Here is a 23,973-nt window from a genome sequence, read left to right on the forward strand (position 1 = left end):
AATGAGAAAAGATTTTAAAAATATTGATATATATGCTGCATTTCAGCCTGCTAATGGTGCTGAATGGCAAAAGGCTAACGGTATTTCCGCTAATTGGAAAACACCGGAACATATTGAAGTGAAGCCTGTTTATACAAAGGAAGATCTTGAAGGAATGGAACATCTGGAATATGCAGCCGGAATTCCTCCCTACTTGCGTGGTCCTTATTCAGTAATGTACACTCTTCGTCCTTGGACCATTCGTCAGTACGCTGGATTTTCTACTGCGGAAGAATCAAATGCATTCTATCGTCGTAATCTGGCTGCCGGACAGAAAGGCTTGTCTGTTGCATTCGACTTGGCTACTCATCGTGGCTACGATCCTGACCACGAACGTGTTGTGGGTGATGTTGGTAAGGCTGGTGTATCTATCTGTTCATTAGAAAATATGAAGGTTCTGTTCGATGGCATTCCTTTGAATAAAATGTCTGTATCTATGACAATGAATGGTGCGGTACTTCCGATTTTGGCATTCTATATCAATGCAGGTTTGGAGCAAGGTGCTGTACTGGAAGAAATGGCTGGAACTATTCAGAATGATATCCTGAAAGAATTCATGGTGCGTAATACTTATATTTATCCACCTGCATTTTCAATGAAGATTATTTCTGATATATTCGAGTATACTTCGCAAAAGATGCCGAAGTTCAACTCTATCTCTATCTCCGGTTACCATATGCAGGAAGCAGGAGCTACGGCAGATATCGAATTGGCTTACACATTGGCCGACGGATTGGAATATCTTCGTGCAGGAACAGCAGCAGGTATTGATATCGACGCGTTTGCTCCCCGTTTATCTTTCTTCTGGGCAATTGGTACCAACCATTTCATGGAAATAGCTAAGATGCGTGCCGCACGTATGTTATGGGCGAAGATTGTTAAACAATTCAATCCGAAGAACCCTAAATCATTGGCATTGCGTACGCATAGCCAGACTTCTGGTTGGTCACTGACTGAACAAGATCCATTTAATAATGTAGGTCGTACTTGTATCGAAGCTATGGCTGCTGCACTGGGACATACACAATCACTGCATACCAATGCATTGGATGAAGCAATTGCTCTTCCGACTGACTTTTCTGCTCGTATTGCTCGTAATACTCAGATCTATATTCAGGAAGAAACAAATATCTGCAAGAATGTAGACCCTTGGGGTGGTTCTTATTATGTGGAAACATTAACTAATGAGTTGATTCAAAAGGCCTGGGATTTAATTCAGGAAGTAGAGAAGCTGGGCGGTATGGCAAAAGCAATTGAAACTGGTATTCCTAAGATGCGTATTGAAGAAGCTGCTGCACGTACTCAGGCTCGCATTGATAGCGGCCAGCAGACCATTGTGGGTGTGAATAAGTATCGTCTGGAGAAAGAGGATCCGATTGATATTCTGGAAGTGGACAATACTGCTGTGCGTAAAGAACAGATTGAAAACTTGAAGAGGCTTAAAGAAGGACGTAACGAAGCCGACGTGCAAAAAGCCCTTGAAGCCATCACGAAGTGTGTGGAAACTAAAGAAGGAAATCTACTTGAATTAGCTGTAGAAGCAGCTCGTGTTCGTGCGACTCTGGGTGAGATTTCTTTGGCTTGTGAGAAAGTAGTAGGACGTTATAAAGCAGTAATCAGAACAATATCAGGCGTGTATTCATCAGAAAGTAAAAATGATGCCGACTTCAAGCGTGCTTGTGAATTAGCCGAGAAGTTTGCGAAGAAAGAGGGACGTCAACCTCGTATTATGATTGCGAAAATGGGACAAGACGGTCACGACCGGGGGGCTAAGGTGGTAGCTACCGGTTATGCGGACTGTGGTTTCGATGTAGATATGGGACCGTTGTTTCAGACACCGGCAGAAGCTGCCCGCGAAGCAGTAGAGAATGATGTTCACGTAGTGGGCGTTTCTTCACTGGCTGCAGGGCATAAGACGCTGATTCCGCAGATTTTGGATGAATTGAAGAAGTTGGGTCGCGAAGATATTATTGTGATTGCTGGTGGCGTAATCCCTGCACAGGACTATGACTTCCTGTATAAAGCAGGTGTAGCGGCTATTTTCGGTCCAGGTTCTCCGGTAGCGAAAGCAGCCTGTCAGATTCTGGAAATCTTGATGGACGAAGAATAAATCGGTTGCAATAGATTCAAGAGGACATTCTAAAATAGAATTTATAAGTTGAAAGTTTTCTAGACTAATACCTCTTTATCATACATCCCCTTATTATATTCTTTTTTTCATTTTTGAAATAGGATATCAATAAGGGGATTATTATATCCTAAAATATAGATAGTAATGATATATTTCTGCATCCATCTTTCGGTGGCTACTGTGGTTTTGTCAGATCTGGGGTAATTACCTGGCATTTTTATACCTTTGTGTGAGAATCTAGGAAATATAATGTACATTTGTATGTTTTTAAAAGGACTATTAGCAAATAAACAAACAAAATATAGATTGATATGTCACGTTTTTTAATAGTGATTTTATTTATAGGTCTGTTTCATCTAGAACTATTTTCTGCTACAGGAAAAGTTCTTGTAGTTAGTTCTTACGGTACTGACTATCAGTGGAGCAATACGATTATGGATGCTATTGGCAATCGGCTTAAAGAAGTTTATCCCTCGATTGAGTTCAGTCGTGAATTTCTATCTTCTGAGATGCAAGACGAATCTTATACTTGGGGGAAAAAGATGGGGGTGTTGTTAAGTAACTATCAAAAGAATCCACCGCGAGCTATCGTACTTGTCTCTGATGAGGCCTGGATGGGATATCAGGACGTTAATGTGGCAGAATTTAAAGATGTACCTCTTATTTTGTGTGCTGTGAAGCCTCATTCTATTTCTACTAGCGATTTTGCAGCGAAAAGAGATAGCCTCACTTTGAATGATTTCACTCCTACTATTGAAATGATGAAGCCTTATAAAGCTACTGCTGTGCTGAGAGAAATGAATACCTCAGGTTATTTGTCGCTAATGGACAACCTGATTGTCGGGCTAAATCGTTTTGTGTTTATTACTGATAGTCGTTTTTACGGGGTTTATACACATTTACTTCTTCAACAGGAAGCAGAACGGAGTTATCCGCAAATTCCTGTTCAAAATATCGACGGAAGATTTATTAATACTGATTCTTTGCTTTCACTTTTACCTACTATACCTTCTACTGCTGGAGTGTTGCTGACTTCCTGGCTGACAGGAGAATATGGGTTCGAATATTCGAAAGATTATTTGTATAGTCGGATGGAGAATAAATTGTCTACTCCGATTTTTATAACTAATAATATCGGATTGGATAAAGAATTCTTCATTGGAGGTTATTTAAATAAAGCTTCATTTTGGGGAAATAAGGCAGCTGATCTTTTACTTGCGGTGCTTGGTGGTACGGTTCCAGAAAAGATTGTACCCGAAATTTATCACGATGACCAATGTCATATTGCGTGGAAAGTTTTTCATCATTACGACCTCAATCCGGAAAAGCTTCCAGCCAAGGTAAAGTACTATAATGCACCTCAGGCGTTTTGGGTAGAATATAAATACTACATTATCGCTGTGATAGGAATATTCATGATCTTTCTGCTGTTTTATATTTATACGCTTCGGAGTAACATCAAATTACAATATGCCAATGATAAATTGAAACAAGCACAAGAAGATTTGATTATTGCTCTTCGAAAAGCAGAAGAATCAGATCGGCTGAAATCCGCTTTCCTGGCAAATATGAGCCATGAGATACGTACACCTTTGAATGCGATTGTCGGTTTCTCAGGAGTACTCGATGAGGTGGATACAAAAGAGGAACGTGATGAGTATGTAGAATTGATCCGTCGTAATAGCGACTTGTTATTACAGTTACTTTCTGACATTCTTGATTTATCACGTATAGAAGCAGGGGTACTTGAATTTTCTTTTAGTCAGACGGATGCTTTTTATGTATGTAATAACGTTGTTACCTCACTTGCTAGTAAGTGTAGATCCGGTGTAGAACTTTATCTCAATGTTTCAGTTACTTCTATGCCACTTACTACGGATGTCAATCGCTTAATGCAGGTGCTTATTAATTTGGTGAACAATGCTATTAAGTTTACTTCAAAAGGAAGTATTGAGGTCGGTTATTTTTCTTATGACGATGAGTTGGTTGAGTTCTATGTGAAAGATACTGGTATTGGAATTGCCACAGAAAAGCAGGCTGCTATTTTCGGACGTTTTAATAAACTAAATAGCTATGTGGAAGGAACAGGCTTGGGATTATCCATCTGCCAAACCATTGTTAGTATGCTTGGGGGGAAGATGGGAGTTGAGTCGGAAGAGGGTGTAGGTTCCCGTTTTTGGTTTAGGATACGGAAAATACAAACCAGTGCTAATGTTGATTCGGGAATTTATGTAGAATGAGGTAAGAAGAATGGCTAAAATTGCCTACCTTTGTGCGATAAATCAGAAAAATAGAGAATGATAGTTTGCATAGCCGAAAAACCGTCTGTAGCGCGTGATATAGCCGATGTACTCGGTGCCCATACAAAGAAAGAAGGATATATAGAAGGAAACGGATATCAGGTGACCTGGACATTTGGTCATCTCTGTACCCTGAAAGAACCTCATGAATATACACAGGGATGGAAGTCATGGAGTCTAAGCAGTTTGCCGATGATTCCACCTCGTTTTGGTATTAAGTTGATAGAAAATCCTACATACGAAAAACAATTTCATATTATCGAAGGGTTGATGCAGAATGCAGATGAGATTATCAACTGCGGTGATGCTGGCCAAGAAGGAGAATTGATTCAGCGTTGGGTGATGCAGAAAGCTGGAGCGCGTTGTCCGGTAAAACGTTTATGGATTTCTTCATTGACAGAAGAAGCGATCCGGGAAGGGTTTGCTAAACTGAAGGATCAGATGGAATTTCAGTCGTTGTATGAAGCAGGGCTATCTCGTGCGATGGGAGACTGGTTGCTGGGGATGAATGCCACTCGTCTATACACAATTAAATATGGTCAAAATAAGCAGGTACTTTCTATTGGGCGTGTGCAGACCCCAACTTTAGCGTTGATTGTCAATCGGCAGTTAGAGATTGCTAATTTCCAGCCTAAGCAATATTGGGAGCTGAAAACCGTATATCGTGATACTACTTTTTCCGCATTAATCAGGAAGAGCGATGAAGAGATTGCTGCGGAAGAAGAAAAAAATGGTGGAAAAAAGAGAATAGAGAATCCGGGCATTGATCCTATTGCTAATCGTGAAGAGGGAGAGGCATTAGTAGACCGCATCAAGGATTTACCTTTTGTAGTTACTAGTGTCGGTAAGAAGGATGGTAAAGAGTATGCGCCCCGTTTGTTTGACCTGACTTCTCTTCAGGTAGAATGCAATAAAAAGTTTGCATATTCTGCCGATGAAACATTGAAATTGATTCAGTCTCTTTATGAAAAGAAAGTGGCTACTTATCCACGTGTAGATACCACCTTCTTGAGTGATGATATTTATCCGAAGTGTCCTGGAATCTTAAAAGGCCTTCGGGATTATGAAGTGCTGACTGCTCCGTTAGTTGGTACTACATTACCAAAGTCGAAAAAGGTATTTGATAATTCAAAAGTAACTGATCACCATGCTATTATTCCAACGGGGGTCTATCCGCAGAATCTAACTGATATGGAACGTCGTGTTTATGATCTGATAGCTCGTCGTTTCATTGCAGTATTTTATCCTGATTGTAAGATTTCCACTACGACCGTAATGGGTGAAGTGGATAAGATAGAGTTCAAGGTAACCGGTAAACAGATTTTGGAGCCGGGGTGGCGCATTGTTTTTGCAAAGGATGTAAAAGAACCTACTGAAGAGAAAGAAGGAGAGAGTGAGGATGTACTTCCTGCTTTTGTGAAAGGAGAGAGTGGACCTCACGTTCCTGATCTGAATGAGAAATGGACTCAACCACCTAAACCTTATACAGAGGCTACCTTGCTTCGTGCAATGGAAACTGCCGGAAAGTTGGTAGATAATGATGAATTGCGCGACGCACTGAAAGAAAATGGTATTGGTCGCCCGTCTACACGTGCTGCTATTATTGAGACTTTGTTCAAGCGGAATTACATTCGTAAGGAAAGAAAGAACCTTATTGCTACACCTACAGGAGTGGAGTTGGTACAGTTGATTCATGAAGAATTGTTGAAATCAGCGGAATTGACAGGTATCTGGGAGAAGAAATTACGTGAGATTGAAAAGAGAACATATGACGCCCGGCAATTTTTGGAAGAATTGAAGCAGATGGTGTCTGAAATTGTAATGAGTGTACTTTCTGATAATACGAATCGAAGGATTACTATTCAGGATGCTACTTCTCAGGTGGAAGAAAAAGAAAAGAAAGAACCTAAGAAACGGGAAAGGAAACCGACTACTCCCAAAGAAAGTAAACCAAGGAATGAGGTAAAAAGGGAGAATAAGACTTTGATAAATGCAGAGAAAACTCCGGAATCTGCTTCGATTTTAGCTGTAGATTTGATAGTGGGACAACCATGTCCCTTGTGTGGTAAAGGCACAATTATTAAAGGAAAAACAGCTTATGGCTGTTCGGAATGGAGAAGTGGATGTACTTACCGCAAGGCTTTTGAGTCATAATCTTGTGATTGAGATGTGACAATGGCGAATCTTTCTCCTATATACTAATTGTTTTGAGAATGTAGTTATTGGTTGTCTGGTAATACCATTACCAGACGCAATCCGTAATTGATATCCCACCGAGGTGGATTGAAGCCATATCATAAAGTCTTAATTCATTTGGCTTCTTTTTGCCCACACTTTGAGATACATAAGTATTTTCATTTCTAATTCTAATTCTGTACCAGGCTACTTCTGCCGGATTGTTGCTGCCGGCATAAATATAGTTTTTAGTGTTTACTCCTCCACGTGCTGCGTATTCCCATTCTGCTTCAAATGGTAATCGAAAAGGGAGTCCGCTCAACGTGGAAGGTTGTTTGGTGAATTACTCAGTATCAAACTAACAGATCTGATCTACTGGATGATCGCGTCTGTGCAGATTGGATGGATTCTTTCCTATAATAATATTCGTCTTGTGTTACTTCGTAACGGTTTATAAAGAAAGAATTAACAGTTACGGGAAAGGCATTGTTTTCTCCCATGTTCGTTGTTCCACCTTGCTATATAGGCCATGTTTCATAATATAATAGTGTATCACTTCCTTTTGTTCTTAATTCACAGTAGGTGACCAGTTTAGCGCATTTTCTAGTATTGAAGGAATAGTATCAATGATAATTCGGTCACGTTGGTATCTATCGTAAAAGCGATCCCATACAGGTTGTTCTTGTGCGGTGCTTGTTAATAATGTTGTTTCCAATAATAGGAAAAATATCGTTAGAATTTGTTTCCTATATTTCTTTTCCATAAGAGTTTTATATCTAGTATTGTATATTAGACAAGAAGCGATGAGAATAACTGCAAAATTAGTTCTTAAAGTAATTTAATCTGCTTTTTTGAGTTTTTATTCCATTTATGGTCAAACTTCCTTTTTTTCTTTAAATTAGTCTAACTTTTCGGCATTAATCATTGTATAATTGTTCTCGTACAATAAGAATGTCAATAATTTAAATAGATGAGAATATGAAAAAGAAGTTGGTAGGAGTGGCTCTGTTATTAGTTGCTGTCTCTTTATGGAGTGTGCAGCCTGTAGGTGCTTGTACTCGAGCAGTCTATATTGGTCCTGACCAAATGGTAATAACTGGTCGTACTATGGATTGGAAAGAGGATATTATGTCTAATATCTATGTGTTTCCGCGTGGAATGAAAAGGGCAGGGCATAATGAAGAGAAAACAGTGAACTGGACTTCTAAATATGGAAGTGTGATTGCGACTGGTTATGATATCGGTACTTGTGATGGTATGAATGAAAAAGGTCTGGTAGCCAGTCTTCTTTTTCTGCCGGAATCTGTTTATTCGCTTCCGGGAGATACACGTCCGGCAATGGGAATCAGTATCTGGACTCAATATGTGCTAGATAATTTTGCATCAGTGCGTGAAGCTGTAGATGAATTGAAAAAAGAAACTTTTCGGATTGACGCTCCCCGTATGCCGAATAACGGACCGGAGTCTACTTTACATCTTGCTATTACGGATGATAGCGGTAATACGGCAATTTTGGAATATCTGGACGGTAAGCTGAATATTCATGAAGGAAAAGAATATCAGGTAATGACAAACTCTCCACGTTATGAAGACCAGTTGGCTATTAACGATTATTGGAAAGAAATAGGAGGGATACAAATGCTTCCGGGGACAAATCGTTCAAGTGACCGCTTTGTTCGTGCTTCTTTCTATATTCATACAATTCCTCAGACTTCGGACGAGAAGATTGCAGTTCCCAGTGTATTGAGTGTGATGCGTAATGTATCGGTTCCCTTTGGTATTAATACTCCGGATAAACCGTATATCTCTTCTACTCGTTGGCGTACCGTTTCTGATCAGAAGAATAAAGTATATTATTTTGAGTCTACTTTAACTCCAAATCTATTTTGGTTGGATTTAAAGAAAATAGATTTTAGCCCGAAAGCAGGTGTGAAGAAATTAGCGTTAACCCATGGTGAGATCTATGCAGGAGATGCTGTGAAAGATTTGAAGGATAGTAATCCGTTTACCTTCCTTTTTCAAACTCCCGTAATGTAAATGTTGATTGGATGATGGGTTATTATAAAATAAAACGGTGGATAGACTGCGAGATGCAAGTTAATCCACCGTTTTAATTATGATGATCATTTATATTTCAGTTATCCCATTACGCATATTCCAAATGGAAGTTGATAACTGCTTCTATTCCCTTTCTGAAAATATCCAATGAGAAATTTTCATTAGGCGAATGAATCGCATCCGATTCAAGTCCAAAGCCCATTAATATAGTTTTGATTCCTAAAACCTGCTCGAACGTTGAAATGATAGGAATACTTCCACCACGTCGTACAGCTAACGGCTTTTTACCAAATGCTATCTCGAATCCTTTTTCTGCTGCTTGATAAGCAGGAAGTGAAATAGGACAAACATATCCTTGTCCTCCATGCATCGGAGTTACCTTTACTTGTACAGTGTCAGGAGCTATACCAAGAATGTAGTCAGCAAATAATTGAGAAATCTTATGATGATCCTGATGCGGAACCAGACGACAAGAAACCTTGGCAAAAGCTTTTGAAGGGAGAACTGTTTTAGAACCTTCTCCTGTATATCCACCCCAGATACCACAAACATCAAATGAAGGTCGGCAACTATTACGTTCCAGTGTACTATATCCTTTTTCTCCAAAAAGAGCCTTTACTCCGATTGCCTTTTTATATTTTTCTTCGTCAAAAGGAATATGTGCAATCATTTCTCTTTCCGCTTGTGGCACTTCTTCCACATCGTCATAAAAACCGGGAACTGTAATTCTTCCATTCACATCCGTTACTTGGCTGATCATTTCACAAAGTACATTTATCGGATTAGCGACTGCACCGCCAAAATGACCGGAATGCAAGTCCCGATTCGGTCCGGTCACTTCAATTTCCCAATAAGCTAATCCGCGAAGTCCTGTTGTTAATGACGGAAGTTCCACACCTAGCATACTAGTGTCCGATACCAGAATTACATCCGCTTTCAATAACTCTTTATGCTCTTCGCAAAAAGCCTCCAGGCTGGGGGAACCAATCTCTTCTTCTCCTTCGAAGATAAATTTTACATTATTCTTTAATAACTCATTCTTAACCAGATACTCAAAAGCTTTTACCTGAATAAAAGATTGCCCTTTATCGTCGTCTGCACCTCGTGCCCAAATATATCCATTCCGAATTTCTGGTTCGAAAGGTTGGCTTTTCCAAAGTTCCAACGGTTCAGCAGGCATTACGTCATAATGAGCATATATCAATACGGTTTTAGCGTTTGGATCTACAATTTTCTGACCGAATACAATTGGATTTCCTTTCGAAGGCATTACAAGTGCTTCGTCGGCTCCGGCTTCCAAAAGAAGTTGTGCCCATCGTTCAGCACATGCAAGCATATCATCATGATGTTCCGGCAAAGCACTGATACTTGGGATACGGATGAGGCTGAACAAGTCCTCCATCATTTTCGGTTCGTTTGCAGTTATATATTTCTGAATATCGTTCATTATAATTGCGTTGTTTTATCTAACAAATAGTAATCGAGTATGGTCATGGCAGCCATTGCTTCCACGATAGGCACGGCACGTGGTAACACACAGGCATCATGGCGTCCGCGAGCTTTCAAGGTAGTATCAATACCATCTATATTAACAGTTTCCTGCTCCATGAGCAAGGTTGCAATCGGCTTGAATACCACACGAAAATAAATATCCTGTCCGTTACTGATACCTCCCTGTATACCTCCGGAGTGATTGGTATGTGTTTCAATTCGTCCGTTGTTATTGAAGAAAACATCGTTCTGTTCGGAGCCTCTCATCTTCAATCCTTTAAATCCTTCACCATATTCGAAGGCTTTAGCGGCATTGATACTAAGCATTGCATTACCTAGTGCAGCGTGCAGTTTACCGAAAACCGGTTGTCCTAATCCGATGGGACATCCTTTGATAACACAAGTGATTGTACCACCGATCGTATCGCCTTCTCCTTTTACCTTATATATAAGGTCTGCCATTTCCTTTGCTTTTTCCGGATCGGGACAGCGTACGTCATTTGTCTCAATCAAATCAAGATCATAGTCCGAGTAGTTATCTTCCAGCTTAATGGCTCCTACTTGTGAAGTATAAGCAGTGATATCGATACCTAACTGGCGAAGTGCTAACTTTGCCAATGCACCGGCTACAACGCGCGAAATCGTTTCGCGTGCCGAAGAACGTCCACCGCCACGATGGTCACGAATACCATATTTCACATTATAAGTATAATCGGCGTGTGAAGGACGATATACGTTTTTCAGGTTATTATAGTCATTGGAGTGTTGGTTTTCATTCCATACAATGAATCCGATAGGACAACCGGTAGATTTTCCTTCGAAAATACCTGATAGAAATTCTACTTTATCCGCTTCTTTGCGCGGTGTGGTAAGAATGGATTGTCCCGGACGGCGCCGGTTTAGCTCTTGTTGCACGAATTCTTCATCAATGGAGATTCCTGAGGGAAATCCGTCGATAACTCCTCCTACTCCTTTCCCATGAGACTCACCAAAACTTGTGAGTCGAAAGATATTGCCAAATGAATTAAACATAGTTGTGGCTTATTTAAAATTACTCTATGCAAATATAACAAAGTTTTTGATAAGAAGGTTGTGATTTCGAAATATCTTCAGAAATAGAGGCTTTTTGAACCTTTTCTTCCTTTTTTAGTTTATAAGTGATGACTTTTTTAATAACTAAACCCGAAATGTATGAAAAAGAATCTATTGTATTTATGTGCATTGGTCTGTTTTGTCAGCCTCTTTGTGGCATGTAGTAATGATGATGATAACGGAAAGAAAGAAGAGACGCCTACAGTGACCGCTCCTGCTGTCGTAGGAACTTATCGTGGAAATTTGGATATTGTTATGATACCGAATGGCTCGGATCAGGAAACTATTATCGCTGACGGTCTGACGAAGAATATTACAATCTCTCAGGTCAGTGATACGGAAGTAAAGATGGAATTGAAAGAATTCGAATTGTTTCTCAATGGCACGATATTGAAACTTGGGGATATTGTTGTTGATAAGTGTGTTGTCAAAAAAGACGGAACTTCCTATAACTTTACGGGGCAGCAGAACTTGACTTTTCAGGGAGCAGGTGCTGCATTGGGTAGTTGTGCTACTAGTGTAGAGGGTGATGTGGAAGGCGGAGATATCGATATGGATATTCTCGTTAAAGTACCAACGTTGGGGCAGACGGTGAAAGTCTCCTTTGATGGAGTAAAACTTGTAACCGATACGGGCACTTATTATGACTTTGAAACTTGGGTTCCCGGTGTGGAAGGACAAGAACCGGACATGACTTTTTATGAACCGACCGGATGGAGTTCTAGTAATACAGGTGCTCAATTACTAAAAGGAATGGGATATGTGGATAAATATGTAGTGACGCAAACGAGTGATGCACATTGGGGAAAATCTGCTGCAAAAATTGAAACCTTGGATTCTAAAGGAAAGGATGCGGGATTTGCTAAGATCCCGAAAGTTACTACCGGTTCATTGTTTTTGGGAGCTTTTAAAACTAGCTTCCCAAACACACTTGAAAGTACTAAGTTTGGTATTGAATTTGGTAAAAAGCCGCTTTCACTAAAGGGATATTATAAGTATGCCCCGGGTGAAGATTATTATGTTTGTCAATCTGTCGAAACTTGTGATGTGGCAACAGTAGACGTTGCCCAAACCGATGCATTCTCTATCAAAGCTGTATTATATACTACCGATGAGTACAAAGCTGATTACTCCGACTGTCTGACGGGAGTCGATATTTATACCTCAGATAGAGTGGTGGCAACAGCCTCTTTGGAAGGAGGAGCACAATCTGATTGGACCTTCTTTGATATTACTTTAAATTATACCAAGCCTTATGATACCCATCAGAAATACCGTTTTGCTATTATCTGTTCGTCCAGCAAAGAAGGGGATAAGTTTTGTGGAGCTCCGGGCAGTGTACTAATAGTGGATGATTTTGAATTGATATCAGCAGAGTAAATATAGCTCTGTTGGAAAGTCTTTTAATGATTTGTATTTAAGGATATAGACAACTAAATATAGGAATAATATTGTTGTATGAGTGCCAGTGGGTTGGCATAGTTGTGCCACCATATTGGAACGATTGTGTCACCTTATTGGCACAACTGTGCCAATAAGGTGACACAATCTGTTCAAAAGTAAGAGAAAGAATCTTAGAATGCGTATCCGAATCCTATGTTTAAATAGATAGGATACATGGCAAATGTAATCGTGTGGAAATCGCTTTTAAAGATGTTATTCAATCCCCATGTGAGGTCTGCATAGATATTGAGATGTTTGAATGCTCTCCATCCTGCACCGAACTGCAATCCCCATTGGAAATGTCTTAAGTCATTTGAAAAATCATAAGTTGCGATTTTTCCGTTATTAAATTCCACTTTGTCTCCTGTTGGGTTTCCTTCACGAAGATACCCCTCATATACGTGTCCGGAAAACTCTCTAGAAAGTAGATAGGAGAAATAAGTACCTCCCTTTATATTCCAGCGGTTATTTATTTTGTAGGTAGCCATCAGTGGAATAGTCAGACCAGAAGTATTAACTTTCGTTTTTACTCCACCTGTCCATGCTCCACTTATTCTTTCGCCACCTTGTCCCAGAATCTCCATACTGTAATTTTTTACAGTAGCTTGTGTGATCATGGATTTATTTTCGAGTCGAAGTCCGGCAATGATTCCAAACTTGTTTTGAAGAGCGAACCATTTGGTTACTTCTCCTCCGATACTGATAGCAAGAGTAGGTTTGTAACTATCAATAGATCGAATTTCTGCCGGAAGCGGAAGTGGAGCTGTACCACCAATACTAAAACCTGCTTTTATTTCGTATTCTAATCCATGCAGGGCAGAACGAATAAGCGTTTCATTTCTATCTACTTGAGAGTAGGTGGGTAAAGCAACTCCTGCGGCAATCAGCAGACTTACTATATAGGGATAAATTTTCATAATTCTATTGTTAGAATGAGTATTCTTTTTGCTGTTAATTCTCCAAATGATAAATCAGTTCAGCTTCATCAATTTGTAGGTTGCTGCCGACTGCTCCATTGAAATGATCTCCTTCAAGGCTGGAAGAGAAGACAATAGATATGTTATATTTTCCTTCTTGGAGCTTTTTTTTGTCTATAAACTTTCCAGGAAGGGTAGTGAACGGAAGTTTGAAATAAGTCCATTCGTTAGTTTCCTTAGCGTCATTGATGCGCGCCATTGATACCAGATTCGGACTTGTGAACGCATTGGTTCCGTCAAGAGTGGAAACTGTTTCACTGGTCTCATACATGATGGCATATATATCACATATATCTCGTTTGCCATTGACTGGCTTCCCACCTTCAGTAAATTGACTTCCGGCTTTATATTTATAATAACCTGCCAGATAAGTAGGAACATGTCTGAAAGGAAGACCGAATTTAGTTGCTTTCAATGGATTGGTCATAGCGTTGTTTACGTCAAAAGAACCTATAAAGAGATTACCTGCTGCGATGGGCATTCCCACCATTTGTCCGAAAAATCCGGTGCTGCGGGTAACAAGCGATAAACATTTGCCTTCATAACCATCTGTTGTCTGGAAGGTTGGGTAGTCGTCGGCTGTTTTGGCAACTCCGGTCAAAGCATAGCCGGCATTTCCACTTGCCCATTGCATAATTACTTTCCCTGCTTCCCGCTCTACAAAAATGTAATATTTCTGTCCACCAAGTGTATCCTCAAAATTGTAGTTGGTTGCTAATTCCGTATCGATAACAGATACTGTATAAAGTTTCTTCCAAAAACCATCAGCAGCGGTTACTGTGTATTTTTGTGGCGATTCGAAGTCGCGTTCTGTTCCTCCGACTGGGGTGATGCTTGCACCCGGTGTAAGAGTGAATTCTGGTGCAAGGGCTGATAGATCAGTTCCCGGACCAACAAAGAGAATGATGGAATTATTATTTATGATAGGATTAGTCGTCATGATGACTCCTGGTAAACTGCAAGTTAATATATCAGCTTCTGCGTTTGGGGCCTCATTGCGGATACATGCAGTGGAGAGGATTATTGACAACGTATAGATAATTACGTGTTTTGCTCTCATTTTTTTATTAAATTTACTTATACATATTATTACTTCAAGTGTTTTATAACAATATGATATTTTATTTGTTCAATATAAGATGATCAGTAGAAAAGTTTTCCTACTTTTGTGGGAACTAAATCTATGTTATTTATGATTGAATCAGAAAGGAAACAAATCATCGGTTTAATAAAAAGAGAAGTCGTTCCGGCAATAGGCTGTACTGAACCTATCGCTGTAGCACTTTGTGTTGCCAAAGCTGCTGAAACTCTAGGAGTGCAACCTGAAAAAGTCGAAGTACTGTTAAGCGCCAATATATTAAAGAATGCAATGGGAGTTGGTATTCCCGGAACAGACATGGTCGGACTTCCAATAGCAATTGCTTTAGGAGCTTTGATCGGAAAATCGGAATATCAGCTGGAAGTTTTAAAGGATTGTACTCCGGAAGCTGTAGAGCAGGGAAAACAGTTTATTGGGGAAAAGCGGATTTGTATTTCTTTGAAAGAGGATATTACTGAGAAATTGTATATAGAAGTCATTTGTAAGGCAGCTGATAGAATAGCGAAAGCCGTAATTGCGGGAGGTCATACTACCTTTGTGTATATAGCAACCGACAATAAAACTCTGCTTGACAAACGGCAAATAACCAATGAAGAGGATGAAGAAGAATTGCTAGAGTTAAATCTACGTAAAGTCTATGATTTTGCTTTGACGGCTCCTCTGGATGAAATCCGTTTTATTCTTGATACTGCCCGTTTGAATAAAGCTGCCGCTGAACAGTCTTTTGCCGGTAATTATGGACACTCTTTGGGAAAAATGCTTCGCGGAGCATATGAATATAAAGTGATGGGAGATAGTATTTTCTCTCATATCCTTTCTTATACTTCCGGAGCTTGTGACGCCCGAATGGCAGGTGCAATGATTCCGGTTATGAGCAACTCCGGCAGTGGTAACCAAGGAATTTCTGCCACTCTTCCCGTTGTAATCTTTGCCGAAGAGAACCATAAGACAGAAGAAGAATTAATTCGCGCTTTAATATTAAGTCATCTTACAGTTATCTATATCAAGCAAAGTCTTGGACGTCTGTCCGCTTTATGTGGTTGTGTTGTAGCTGCTACAGGTTCCAGTTGTGGAATTACCTGGTTGATGGGAGGTAATTATAATCAGGTCGCTTTTGCCGTTCAAAACATGATCGCTAACTTGACTGGTATGATTTGTGACGGGGCAAAACCTAGTTGTGCTCTAAAAGTAACTACGGGAGTATCAACTGCTGTATTATCTGCTATGATGGCAATGGAAAATCGTTATGTTACTTCTGTTGAAGGAATTATTGACGAAGATGTAGATCAAAGTATTCGTAACTTGACTCGAATTGGTTCGCAAGCTATGAATGAAACGGATAAAATGGTTCTTGATATTATGACACACAAGGGGTGCTGAAACCTTCATAAAATTAAAATCCCCCTTGTTACAATTGTATTGTGCAAGGGGGGGATTTCGTTGAAAAAGGGGGGGACCCCTTTGTATTTCGTTTACCTTTTGTCTTGCTTAATGGCAATGTCCGCCTTCGCAACCGCAGTCGTCACCACATTCATGATCGCCACAACCGCCACCACAACTATCGCATCCGCATCCGCATTCACCGCTCATAGACTTTATTAATTCTTGAATTTCTTCGTTAGTAGCGGGACGGCTTTCGATTACTTCACCTTCAAAGATCAAAGAGGCACCAGCTAGTGGGTGGTTAAGGTCTACAACCACTACATCGGGTTTGATTTCTACTACGCTAGCGTTTACACGTTGTCCTTCTGAAGTCATCAAAGGAACAATATCTCCTTCTTTTACGCGTTCGCTGTCAAACTTACCATCTATTTCGAAGATGTTTTTAGGGAGATCGATAACGTGTTGCTCATCGTACTCGCCATAAGCTTTTTCAGCAGGAATGGTAAAATTGAATTTATCACCTGTTGAAAGACCGGTTACCTGGTTTTCAAAATCCTCAAGTGTTGCGCCTAGCCCGGAGATAAATTGGAAAGGATGTTCTGCTTTAGATTCTTCGAACAATTCTTTTTCTCCGTTTTCCATTGTATATAGTTTGTATGCAACGGTAATGTACTTGTTTTCTGCTGTTTCCATTTAATTTGTTATTTCTGATTAATAATTCCGGTATTCCGAATGAACAAAGATACGTACTTTATTTGGTTGAACCGGGTGCAAAGATAGTAAATTTCAGATTATTAAGCGAAATGTTAAAAACGAACACTTATGTATTCTTGTGATTAATAGCGGAATTTTAATCTTAAAGTGATAAAATAGGACTTATATCCATACTTTTCTTACGATTATTCGCTTTTTTGTGTTTTTTTTCTTCGATTTGTTTGGAGATAAGAAAAAAGCCCTTACCTTTGCATCACGAAAATGAAAAGAAGTTATGAATATGTTACATACATCTATTAACCTAGCAGTTCTGCATATTATTCGCGTCGTGGTGGTCCCATCAAGAGCGTGAGAAAGGTTTTATGTATGTATTCGTACTATAAAAGATAAAATTTGGAGCCTTTCTCACTATTGTGAGGAAGGCTTTTTAATTAGAAGAAATATTGAAATGAAAAAGCAATTACGCAGTTCGTTTAGTACGCAGGGACGCCGCATGGCAGGAGCCCGTGCATTATGGGCAGCCAATGGCATGAAGAAGAGTCAGATGGGGAAGCCTATTATAGCTATCGTTAATTCATTTACACAATTTGTTCCGGGACACGTGCATCTGCATGAGATTGGTCAGTATGTGAAAGCTGAAATTGAGAAGCTAGGATGTTTTGCTGCGGAATTCAATACAATAGCCATTGATGATGGTATCGCTATGGGGCATGATGGTATGCTTTATTCACTTCCTTCACGTGATATTATTGCTGATAGCGTAGAATATATGGTCAATGCACACAAAGCGGATGCTATGGTATGTATCAGCAACTGTGATAAGATAACTCCGGGAATGTTGATGGCAGCTATGAGGCTGAATATTCCTACGGTATTTGTTTCCGGTGGTCCGATGGAAGCCGGTGAATGGAAAGGGCAGCATTTGGACTTAATTGATGCAATGATTAAGTCGGCAGATTCAAGTGTAAGTGATGAGGTAGTGGAACAGATTGAACAAAGTGCTTGCCCGACTTGCGGTTCTTGTTCGGGAATGTTTACGGCTAATTCCATGAACTGCCTGAATGAAGCAATTGGCCTAGCATTGCCGGGTAATGGGACGATTGTTGCCACTCATGAGAATCGTACTGAGCTTTTCAAAGACGCGGCAAAGTTGATCGTGGAGAATGCAATGAAATATTATGAAGAGGGGGACGAAAGTGTACTTCCACGCAGCATTGCTACTCGTCAGGCTTTCTTGAATGCAATGACATTGGATATTGCGATGGGTGGTTCAACCAATACAGTTCTTCACTTATTGGCAGTAGCTCACGAAGCTGGTGTAAATTTCACTATGGATGATATTGATATGTTATCTCGCAAAACTCCTTGTTTATGTAAGGTAGCTCCGAATACTCAGAAATACCATATCCAGGATGTGAATCGTGCCGGTGGTATCATTGCTATTATGGATGAACTGGCAAAAGGAGGTTTAGTGGATACATCAGTTCGTCGTGTAGATGGAATGTCTTTGGCGGAAACTATTGATGAATACTCCTTAATGAGTTCGAATGTAAACGAAAAAGCAATTAAGAAATATTCGAGTGCGGCCGGAAATAAGTTTAACTTGGTTCTGGGCTCACAGGATACATATTATAAGGAATTAGATAAAGATCGCGCCCACGGCTGTATTCGTGATATTGAACATGCTTATAGCAAAGACGGAGGATTGGCGGTACTAAAAGGAAACATTGCTCAGGACGGTTGTGTAGTAAAAACCGCAGGAGTAGATGAAAGTATCTGGAAGTTTACAGGACCCGCAAAAGTTTTTGACTCGCAGGATGCTGCTTGCGAAGGTATCCTAAGTGGACGAGTCGTCAGCGGCGACGTTGTCGTCATCACGCACGAAGGTCCGAAGGGTGGTCCCGGTATGCAGGAAATGCTTTACCCGACTTCTTATATCAAATCCCGTCACTTAGGAAAAGAATGTGCCTTGATCACTGACGGACGTTTCAGCGGTGGAACTTCCGGATTGAGTATCGGACATATTTCTCCTGAAGCAGCTGCCGGAGGTAATATTGGAAAAATAGTGGATGGAGATATTATTGAAATCGACATTCCTGCCCGAACGATTAACGTGCGACTGACTGATGAAGAACTGGCTGCCCGCCCGATGACTCCTGTCACTCGCGATCGCTATGTGCCGAAGAGTCTGAAAGCATATGCCAGTATGGCAAGCTCTGCCGATAAAGGAGCGGTGAGATTAATTGATTGAGAATAATTAAAAAATAAGTGCATTTGCCAATTAATGATTGGCTGGTATGCTACTACTATATTATTATGAGTAAAGACTTAATAACAGGTGCGGAGGCGTTGATGCGTTCCTTAGAATATCAGGGGGTAGATACTATCTTTGGTTATCCGGGAGGTTCTATAATGCCGGTATTCGATGCTTTGTACGATCATCGAAAGAATTTAAATCATATATTAGTTCGTCATGAACAGGGAGCTGCACATGCAGCACAAGGTTTTGCCCGCGTATCGGGAAAAGTAGGTGTTTGCTTGGTAACCAGTGGACCTGGTGCAACTAATACTGTAACCGGTATTGCAGATGCAATGATTGACAGTACGCCGATTGTTGTAATAGCAGGACAGGTTGGAACAGGATTTTTGGGAACAGATGCTTTTCAGGAAGTAGATTTGGTAGGTATTACCCAACCTATTGCTAAATGGAGCTATCAGATTCGTCGTGCGGAAGACGTAGCGTGGGCAATAGCACGTGCTTTTTATATTGCACGTAGTGGTCGTCCCGGTCCGGTAGTATTGGACTTTGCTAAGAATGCGCAAGTTGAAAAAACGAAATATGAACCTACGAATGAAGATTTTATCCGTAGCTACGTTCCGGTTCCCGACACTCATGAGGATTCTGTAAAAGAAGCTGCAGAACTTATTAATAACGCTCAACGTCCGCTAGTATTGGTAGGTCAAGGAGTAGAATTGGGTAATGCCCAACAAGAACTACGTACTTTTATTGAAAAAGCAGATATGCCTGCCGGATGTACTTTACTTGGACTTTCTGCTTTACCTACCGATCATCCTTTGAATAAAGGTATGTTGGGTATGCATGGAAATTTAGGTCCGAATATTAATACCAATAAGTGCGATGTATTGATTGCTGTTGGTATGCGCTTTGACGATCGTGTTACAGGAAACCTTGCTACTTATGCGAAACAGGCAAAAGTTATTCATTTCGATATTGATCCGGCGGAAGTAAATAAAAATGTGAAAGTGGATGTGGCTGTACTGGGAGATTGTAAAGAGACATTGGTAGCTGTAACCAATTTGCTGAAAAAGAGACAACATACTGCATGGATTGACAGCTTTAAAGAATATGAGCAGATTGAGGAAGAAAAGGTTATCCGCTTGGAACTTAATCCCCCTACTGGATCATTAAGTATGGGTGAGGTAGTACGTGCAGTTAGTGATGCTACCCGACATGAGGCAATTCTGGTAACTGATGTCGGCCAGAACCAAATGATCTCTGCTCGTTACTTTAAGTATACTAAAGAACGGAGTATAGTAACTTCGGGAGGACTTGGAACCATGGGATTTGGGCTTCCGGCAGCTATTGGAGCTACATTCGGCTGTCCTGACCGTACTGTATGTGTATTTATGGGAGACGGAGGACTTCAGATGAATATTCAGGAATTTGGAACCATAATGGAACAAAAGGCTCCAGTAAAAATGATTTGTTTGAATAATAACTATCTGGGTAATGTACGCCAATGGCAAGCGATGTTCTTTAATCGCCGTTATTCTTTTACACCGATGTTGAATCCTGATTATATGAAGATTGCATCTGCTTATGATATTCCTTCCAGACGGATTTTCACTCGTGAGGAATTAAAGGGAGCTATCAACGAAATGCTTGCGACCGATGGTCCTTTCTTACTAGAAGCTTGTGTGGTGGAAGAAGGAAATGTATTGCCAATGACCTCCGGGTGGTTCGGTAAACCAGATGCTATTGGAATGCTGAAAATAAATGAAGAATGAAGATTTAAAAAGTTATGGATAAAACATTATATACGATTATAGTTCATTCCGAAAATATAGCCGGATTACTGAATCAGGTAACAGCTGTATTTACTCGTCGACAGATAAATATTGAGAGTCTGAATGTTTCTGCTTCTTCAATAAAAGGGGTACATAAATACACGATTACAGCTTGGACAGATAAGGATACTATTGAGAAAGTGGTGAAACAGATTGAAAAGAAGATTGATGTTATTCAGGCTCATTACTTTACCGAAGATGAAATCTATTTTCATGAAATAGCTTTGTATAAAGTATCGACTCCTGCTTTTCAAGAGAATACGGAAGCATCGAAACTTATTCGCAAGTACAATGCACGTATTGTGGAAGTGAATCCGGTTTTCTCTATTGTAGAGAAAAATGGTATGAGTGAAGAGATTACTTCCCTCTATGGTGAGTTACGTGCTTTGAATTGTGTTTTGCAATTTGTCCGTTCCGGTCGTGTGGCTATTACGACAAGTTGTTTCGAACGGGTAAATGAATTTCTGGATGGACAGGAAGCAAAGTATAACCAAAGCAAGAAACAACAAGAATAATGAACGGAGAAAACAAAATAGGTACTTATAAGTTTGTAGCAGAACCTTTCCATGTAGATTTCAACGGTCGTCTGACAATGGGAGTATTGGGAAATCATTTGTTGAATTGTGCAGGTTTTCATGCTAGTGATCGGGGATTCGGAATTGCCACATTAAATGAGGATAATTATACATGGGTACTTTCGCGTTTGGCTATCGAGTTGGATGAGATGCCATATCAGTATGAAGAGTTTACGGTTCAGACGTGGGTAGAGAATGTCTATCGTCTGTTTACGGATCGTAATTTCGCTGTCATCAATAAGGACGGAAAGAAAATCGGTTATGCTCGTTCCGTATGGGCGATGATTAATCTGAATACTCGTAAGCCAGCTGATTTGTTGGCATTGCATGGAGGGAGTATCGTAGACTATGTGTGCGATGAACCATGTCCGATAGAAAAACCTTCGCGTATTAAGGTGACTTCAACTGAGCCATCGGCCACAATAATGGCTAAATACAGTGATATTGATATAAATGGTCATGTAAACAGTATTCGCTATATCGAACATATTTTGGACTTGTTTCCAATTGAACTATATAAGACCAAACGTATTCGTCGTTTTGAAATGGCGTATGTGGCGGAAAGTTATTATGGAGATACACTTACTTTCTTTTGTGATGAAGCGAATGAAAATGAGTTTCATGTAGAAGTGAGAAAACATGGTAACGAGGTTGTTTGCCGTTCGAAGGTAGTATTTGAATAAAAGATTGAGATGAAGAAGTACTGTTTCATATTGCTCCTTTTGATAACGGTTCAGGCAAGTGCTCAGGATTTTTATTTGTTACCTAAAGTGGGATTGGGATTATCCAATTTCACTAACAATGACAAAGGTAACACTAGTACACGTCCCGGATTTAATTTTGGATTGGGTACAGGACTTATTTGGAACAAAAGGGTAGGAATTGAAACAGGAATTTATTATCTGATGTTAGGTAATAAATTTAGTACGGATTATATTTCATATACGGCAAAGTTGGATTACCTTAGTATACCGGTTTATGCAAAAGGATATGTATATAGAGGATTCTTTTTATTTGCAGGTCCTCAATTTGGCTTTAATGTAGTCCGGGATGATGGAAGGGATGAGGATTGCTTATCGGATATCGATAGGGTTCGTAAGTTTGACTTTTCTGTGGGAGTTGGTGCAGGTTATCAATGGGACTTTGGTTTACAACTTTCGGCAAGTTACAACTTTGGACTAATGGATGCTTGGAAGAAGCATCCTGAAGAATGGTCCGCTTCCGGAAAGAGGTGTAATAACATCTTCCAATTTAATATAGGTTGGACAGTAGGATTTTAGAAAGATTATAATTATTAATAACTCGCTCTTGCTTATCTCTTTGTGGAGGATAAAGGGAGCTTAAAAATTGAAAAAGAAAATGGCACAGTTGAATTTTGGCGGTGTTACAGAAACTGTAGTAATCCGTGACGAATTTCCTTTGGAAAAGGCTCGTGAAGTATTGAAAAATGAAACAATTGCTGTAATCGGTTATGGTGTACAAGGTCCTGGTCAGGCATTGAATCTGCGTGACAATGGTTTTAACGTAATTGTAGGTCAGCGTCAAGGAAAAACATACGAAAAGGCAGTTGCAGACGGATGGGTTCCGGGTGAGACTTTGTTCAGCATTGAAGAGGCTTGTGATAAAGGTACAATTATCATGTGTCTGTTGTCTGATGCAGCTGTTATGTCTGTATGGCCGACTATCAAACCTTACCTGACTCCGGGTAAAGCACTTTATTTCTCTCATGGTTTTGCTATTACCTGGAGTGATCGCACAGGTGTAGTTCCTCCTAAAGACATTGATGTAATTATGGTGGCTCCTAAGGGTTCCGGTACTTCATTGCGCACTATGTTCCTTGAAGGTCGTGGATTGAACTCTTCTTATGCTATTTATCAGGATGCTACGGGAATAGCTATGGACAGAACGATTGCATTAGGTATCGGTATCGGTTCGGGATATTTGTTTGAAACTACTTTTGTTCGTGAAGCTACTTCTGACTTAACAGGGGAGCGTGGTTCTTTAATGGGAGCTATCCAAGGATTACTGTTGGCACAATACGAAGTATTACGTGAAAATGGTCACACTCCTTCTGAAGCATTCAACGAAACAGTAGAAGAATTGACTCAGTCATTGATGCCATTGTTTGCAAAGAACGGTATGGATTGGATGTATGCAAACTGTTCTACTACTGCTCAGCGTGGTGCTCTTGACTGGATGGGCCCGTTCCACGATGCTATCAAACCGGTAGTTGAAAAACTGTATCACAGTGTAAAGACTGGTAATGAAGCACAGATTTCTATCGATAGCAACTCACAGCCTGATTATCGTGAAAAACTGAACGAAGAACTTCGTCAATTACGTGAAAGCGAAATGTGGCAGACTGCTGTTACTGTTCGTAAGCTTCGTCCGGAAAATAATTAATTGG

Annotated in this window: 16 protein-coding genes and 4 pseudogenes; 13 read left to right on the top strand and 7 right to left on the bottom strand. The window is 40.1% G+C overall.

Annotated elements, in window-relative coordinates; translation table 11 throughout:
• The first annotated feature begins 1 nt into the window (after position 1).
• From scpA to JCM17102_RS06625, 3 genes and pseudogenes are all read left to right on the top strand, one after another.
• Positions 2 to 2,149, top strand: a complete 2,148-nt coding sequence (scpA, locus tag JCM17102_RS06610; protein ID WP_025074492.1) for a methylmalonyl-CoA mutase — start codon at positions 2 to 4, stop codon at positions 2,147 to 2,149.
• Between the two features lie 332 nt (positions 2,150 to 2,481).
• On the top strand, positions 2,482 to 4,410 hold the full coding sequence (locus JCM17102_RS06620) for a sensor histidine kinase (protein ID WP_025074493.1): 1,929 nt from the start codon (positions 2,482 to 2,484) through the stop codon (positions 4,408 to 4,410).
• Between the two features lie 57 nt (positions 4,411 to 4,467).
• Positions 4,468 to 6,424: pseudogene (locus tag JCM17102_RS06625) on the top strand (DNA topoisomerase 3); the annotation flags it as partial.
• Between the two features lie 288 nt (positions 6,425 to 6,712).
• Here the strand turns inward: JCM17102_RS06625 and JCM17102_RS31345 are convergent.
• A complete protein-coding gene (locus JCM17102_RS31345) occupies positions 6,713 to 6,967 on the bottom strand; it encodes a formylglycine-generating enzyme family protein (protein WP_025074495.1) in 255 nt (84 codons plus the stop codon).
• A 246-nt stretch (positions 6,968 to 7,213) separates the two neighbouring features.
• Positions 7,214 to 7,408, bottom strand: a complete 195-nt coding sequence (locus tag JCM17102_RS31350; protein ID WP_245798476.1) for a hypothetical protein — start codon at positions 7,406 to 7,408, stop codon at positions 7,214 to 7,216.
• Positions 7,409 to 7,623: 215 nt separating this feature from the next.
• Between JCM17102_RS31350 and JCM17102_RS06635 the strand changes: the two genes are divergently transcribed.
• Complete coding sequence (locus tag JCM17102_RS06635; protein ID WP_025074496.1) at positions 7,624 to 8,682, top strand: linear amide C-N hydrolase; 1,059 nt, start codon at positions 7,624 to 7,626, stop codon at positions 8,680 to 8,682.
• A 109-nt stretch (positions 8,683 to 8,791) separates the two neighbouring features.
• Here JCM17102_RS06635 and JCM17102_RS06640 read toward each other — a convergent pair whose 3' ends face one another.
• Both JCM17102_RS06640 and aroC read right to left on the bottom strand, forming a co-directional pair.
• Positions 8,792 to 10,150 carry a dipeptidase gene (locus JCM17102_RS06640; protein ID WP_025074497.1) on the bottom strand — a complete coding sequence of 453 codons (1,359 nt, stop codon included), beginning with the start codon at positions 10,148 to 10,150 and terminating at the stop codon, positions 8,792 to 8,794.
• Positions 10,150 to 11,226 (bottom strand): chorismate synthase, encoded by a 1,077-nt coding sequence (aroC, locus tag JCM17102_RS06645; protein ID WP_025074498.1) that lies wholly within the window; start codon positions 11,224 to 11,226, stop codon positions 10,150 to 10,152. Before aroC ends, JCM17102_RS06640 begins: the two co-directional genes overlap by 1 nt.
• 159 nt (positions 11,227 to 11,385) lie before the next feature.
• On the opposite strand from aroC, the pseudogene JCM17102_RS32180 reads away from it, so the two are divergent.
• Both JCM17102_RS32180 and JCM17102_RS32185 read left to right on the top strand, forming a co-directional pair.
• Positions 11,386 to 11,928, top strand: a pseudogene (locus tag JCM17102_RS32180) (calycin-like domain-containing protein); the annotation flags it as partial.
• Positions 11,929 to 12,000: 72 nt separating this feature from the next.
• A pseudogene (locus JCM17102_RS32185) lies at positions 12,001 to 12,666 on the top strand (PCMD domain-containing protein); the annotation flags it as partial.
• 194 nt (positions 12,667 to 12,860) lie between these two features.
• Here JCM17102_RS32185 and JCM17102_RS06655 read toward each other — a convergent pair.
• Positions 12,861 to 13,646, bottom strand: coding sequence for a porin family protein (locus JCM17102_RS06655; protein WP_025074500.1), 786 nt, complete (start codon positions 13,644 to 13,646; stop codon positions 12,861 to 12,863).
• A 34-nt stretch (positions 13,647 to 13,680) separates the two neighbouring features.
• Complete coding sequence (locus JCM17102_RS06660) at positions 13,681 to 14,766, bottom strand: PCMD domain-containing protein (protein WP_025074501.1); 1,086 nt, start codon at positions 14,764 to 14,766, stop codon at positions 13,681 to 13,683.
• 132 nt (positions 14,767 to 14,898) lie between these two features.
• Here JCM17102_RS06660 and JCM17102_RS06665 point away from each other — a divergent pair, with 132 nt between their 5' ends.
• On the top strand, positions 14,899 to 16,185 hold the full coding sequence (locus JCM17102_RS06665; RefSeq protein WP_025074502.1) for an L-cysteine desulfidase family protein: 1,287 nt from the start codon (positions 14,899 to 14,901) through the stop codon (positions 16,183 to 16,185).
• 108 nt (positions 16,186 to 16,293) lie between these two features.
• On the opposite strand, the gene JCM17102_RS06670 is transcribed toward JCM17102_RS06665, so the two are convergent.
• A complete protein-coding gene (locus JCM17102_RS06670) occupies positions 16,294 to 16,881 on the bottom strand; it encodes an FKBP-type peptidyl-prolyl cis-trans isomerase (RefSeq protein WP_025074503.1) in 588 nt (195 codons plus the stop codon).
• Between the two features lie 469 nt (positions 16,882 to 17,350).
• Here JCM17102_RS06670 and ilvD point away from each other — a divergent pair, with 469 nt between their 5' ends.
• From ilvD to ilvC, 6 genes and pseudogenes are all read left to right on the top strand, one after another.
• Entirely contained in the window at positions 17,351 to 19,153 is a 1,803-nt protein-coding gene (gene ilvD, locus JCM17102_RS06675; protein ID WP_025074504.1) for a dihydroxy-acid dehydratase, read from the top strand.
• A gap of 65 nt (positions 19,154 to 19,218) precedes the next feature.
• Positions 19,219 to 20,914 (top strand): annotated as a pseudogene (ilvB, locus tag JCM17102_RS26520) (biosynthetic-type acetolactate synthase large subunit).
• A gap of 31 nt (positions 20,915 to 20,945) precedes the next feature.
• Positions 20,946 to 21,506 (top strand): acetolactate synthase small subunit, encoded by a 561-nt coding sequence (ilvN, locus tag JCM17102_RS06685; protein WP_025074505.1) that lies wholly within the window; start codon positions 20,946 to 20,948, stop codon positions 21,504 to 21,506.
• The gene (locus tag JCM17102_RS06690) at positions 21,506 to 22,249 is read left to right on the top strand and encodes an acyl-[acyl-carrier-protein] thioesterase (RefSeq protein ID WP_025074506.1); all 744 of its coding nucleotides are present in this window, start codon (positions 21,506 to 21,508) and stop codon (positions 22,247 to 22,249) included. Before ilvN ends, JCM17102_RS06690 begins: the two co-directional genes overlap by 1 nt.
• A gap of 9 nt (positions 22,250 to 22,258) precedes the next feature.
• Entirely contained in the window at positions 22,259 to 22,846 is a 588-nt protein-coding gene (locus tag JCM17102_RS06695) for a porin family protein (RefSeq protein ID WP_025074507.1), read from the top strand.
• 79 nt (positions 22,847 to 22,925) lie between these two features.
• A complete protein-coding gene (gene ilvC / locus JCM17102_RS06700) occupies positions 22,926 to 23,969 on the top strand; it encodes a ketol-acid reductoisomerase (RefSeq protein ID WP_025074508.1) in 1,044 nt (347 codons plus the stop codon).
• Positions 23,970 to 23,973: the final 4 nt, after the last annotated feature.

The sequence above is a fragment of the Bacteroides faecichinchillae JCM 17102 genome (genome assembly GCF_000614145.1).
Taxonomy (GTDB): Bacteria; Bacteroidota; Bacteroidia; order Bacteroidales; family Bacteroidaceae; genus Bacteroides; species Bacteroides faecichinchillae.

Excerpts from the sequence above, each read along its gene's own strand:
- JCM17102_RS06695 (WP_025074507.1), top strand. The coding sequence starts at position 22,259 with ATGAAGAAGTACTGTTTCATATTGCTCCTTTTGATAACGGTTCAGGCA.
- JCM17102_RS06620 (WP_025074493.1), top strand. The coding sequence starts at position 2,482 with ATGTCACGTTTTTTAATAGTGATTTTATTTATAGGTCTGTTTCATCTA.
- JCM17102_RS06665 (WP_025074502.1), top strand. The coding sequence starts at position 14,899 with ATGATTGAATCAGAAAGGAAACAAATCATCGGTTTAATAAAAAGAGAA.
- JCM17102_RS06640 (WP_025074497.1), bottom strand. The coding sequence starts at position 10,150 with ATGAACGATATTCAGAAATATATAACTGCAAACGAACCGAAAATGATG.
- ilvD (WP_025074504.1), top strand. The coding sequence starts at position 17,351 with ATGAAAAAGCAATTACGCAGTTCGTTTAGTACGCAGGGACGCCGCATG.
- ilvC (WP_025074508.1), top strand. The coding sequence starts at position 22,926 with ATGGCACAGTTGAATTTTGGCGGTGTTACAGAAACTGTAGTAATCCGT.
- JCM17102_RS06670 (WP_025074503.1), bottom strand. The coding sequence starts at position 16,881 with ATGGAAACAGCAGAAAACAAGTACATTACCGTTGCATACAAACTATAT.
- JCM17102_RS06655 (WP_025074500.1), bottom strand. The coding sequence starts at position 13,646 with ATGAAAATTTATCCCTATATAGTAAGTCTGCTGATTGCCGCAGGAGTT.
- JCM17102_RS06635 (WP_025074496.1), top strand. The coding sequence starts at position 7,624 with ATGAAAAAGAAGTTGGTAGGAGTGGCTCTGTTATTAGTTGCTGTCTCT.
- JCM17102_RS31350 (WP_245798476.1), bottom strand. The coding sequence starts at position 7,408 with ATGGAAAAGAAATATAGGAAACAAATTCTAACGATATTTTTCCTATTA.
- JCM17102_RS06690 (WP_025074506.1), top strand. The coding sequence starts at position 21,506 with ATGAACGGAGAAAACAAAATAGGTACTTATAAGTTTGTAGCAGAACCT.
- scpA (WP_025074492.1), top strand. The coding sequence starts at position 2 with ATGAGAAAAGATTTTAAAAATATTGATATATATGCTGCATTTCAGCCT.
- JCM17102_RS06660 (WP_025074501.1), bottom strand. The coding sequence starts at position 14,766 with ATGAGAGCAAAACACGTAATTATCTATACGTTGTCAATAATCCTCTCC.
- ilvN (WP_025074505.1), top strand. The coding sequence starts at position 20,946 with ATGGATAAAACATTATATACGATTATAGTTCATTCCGAAAATATAGCC.
- aroC (WP_025074498.1), bottom strand. The coding sequence starts at position 11,226 with ATGTTTAATTCATTTGGCAATATCTTTCGACTCACAAGTTTTGGTGAG.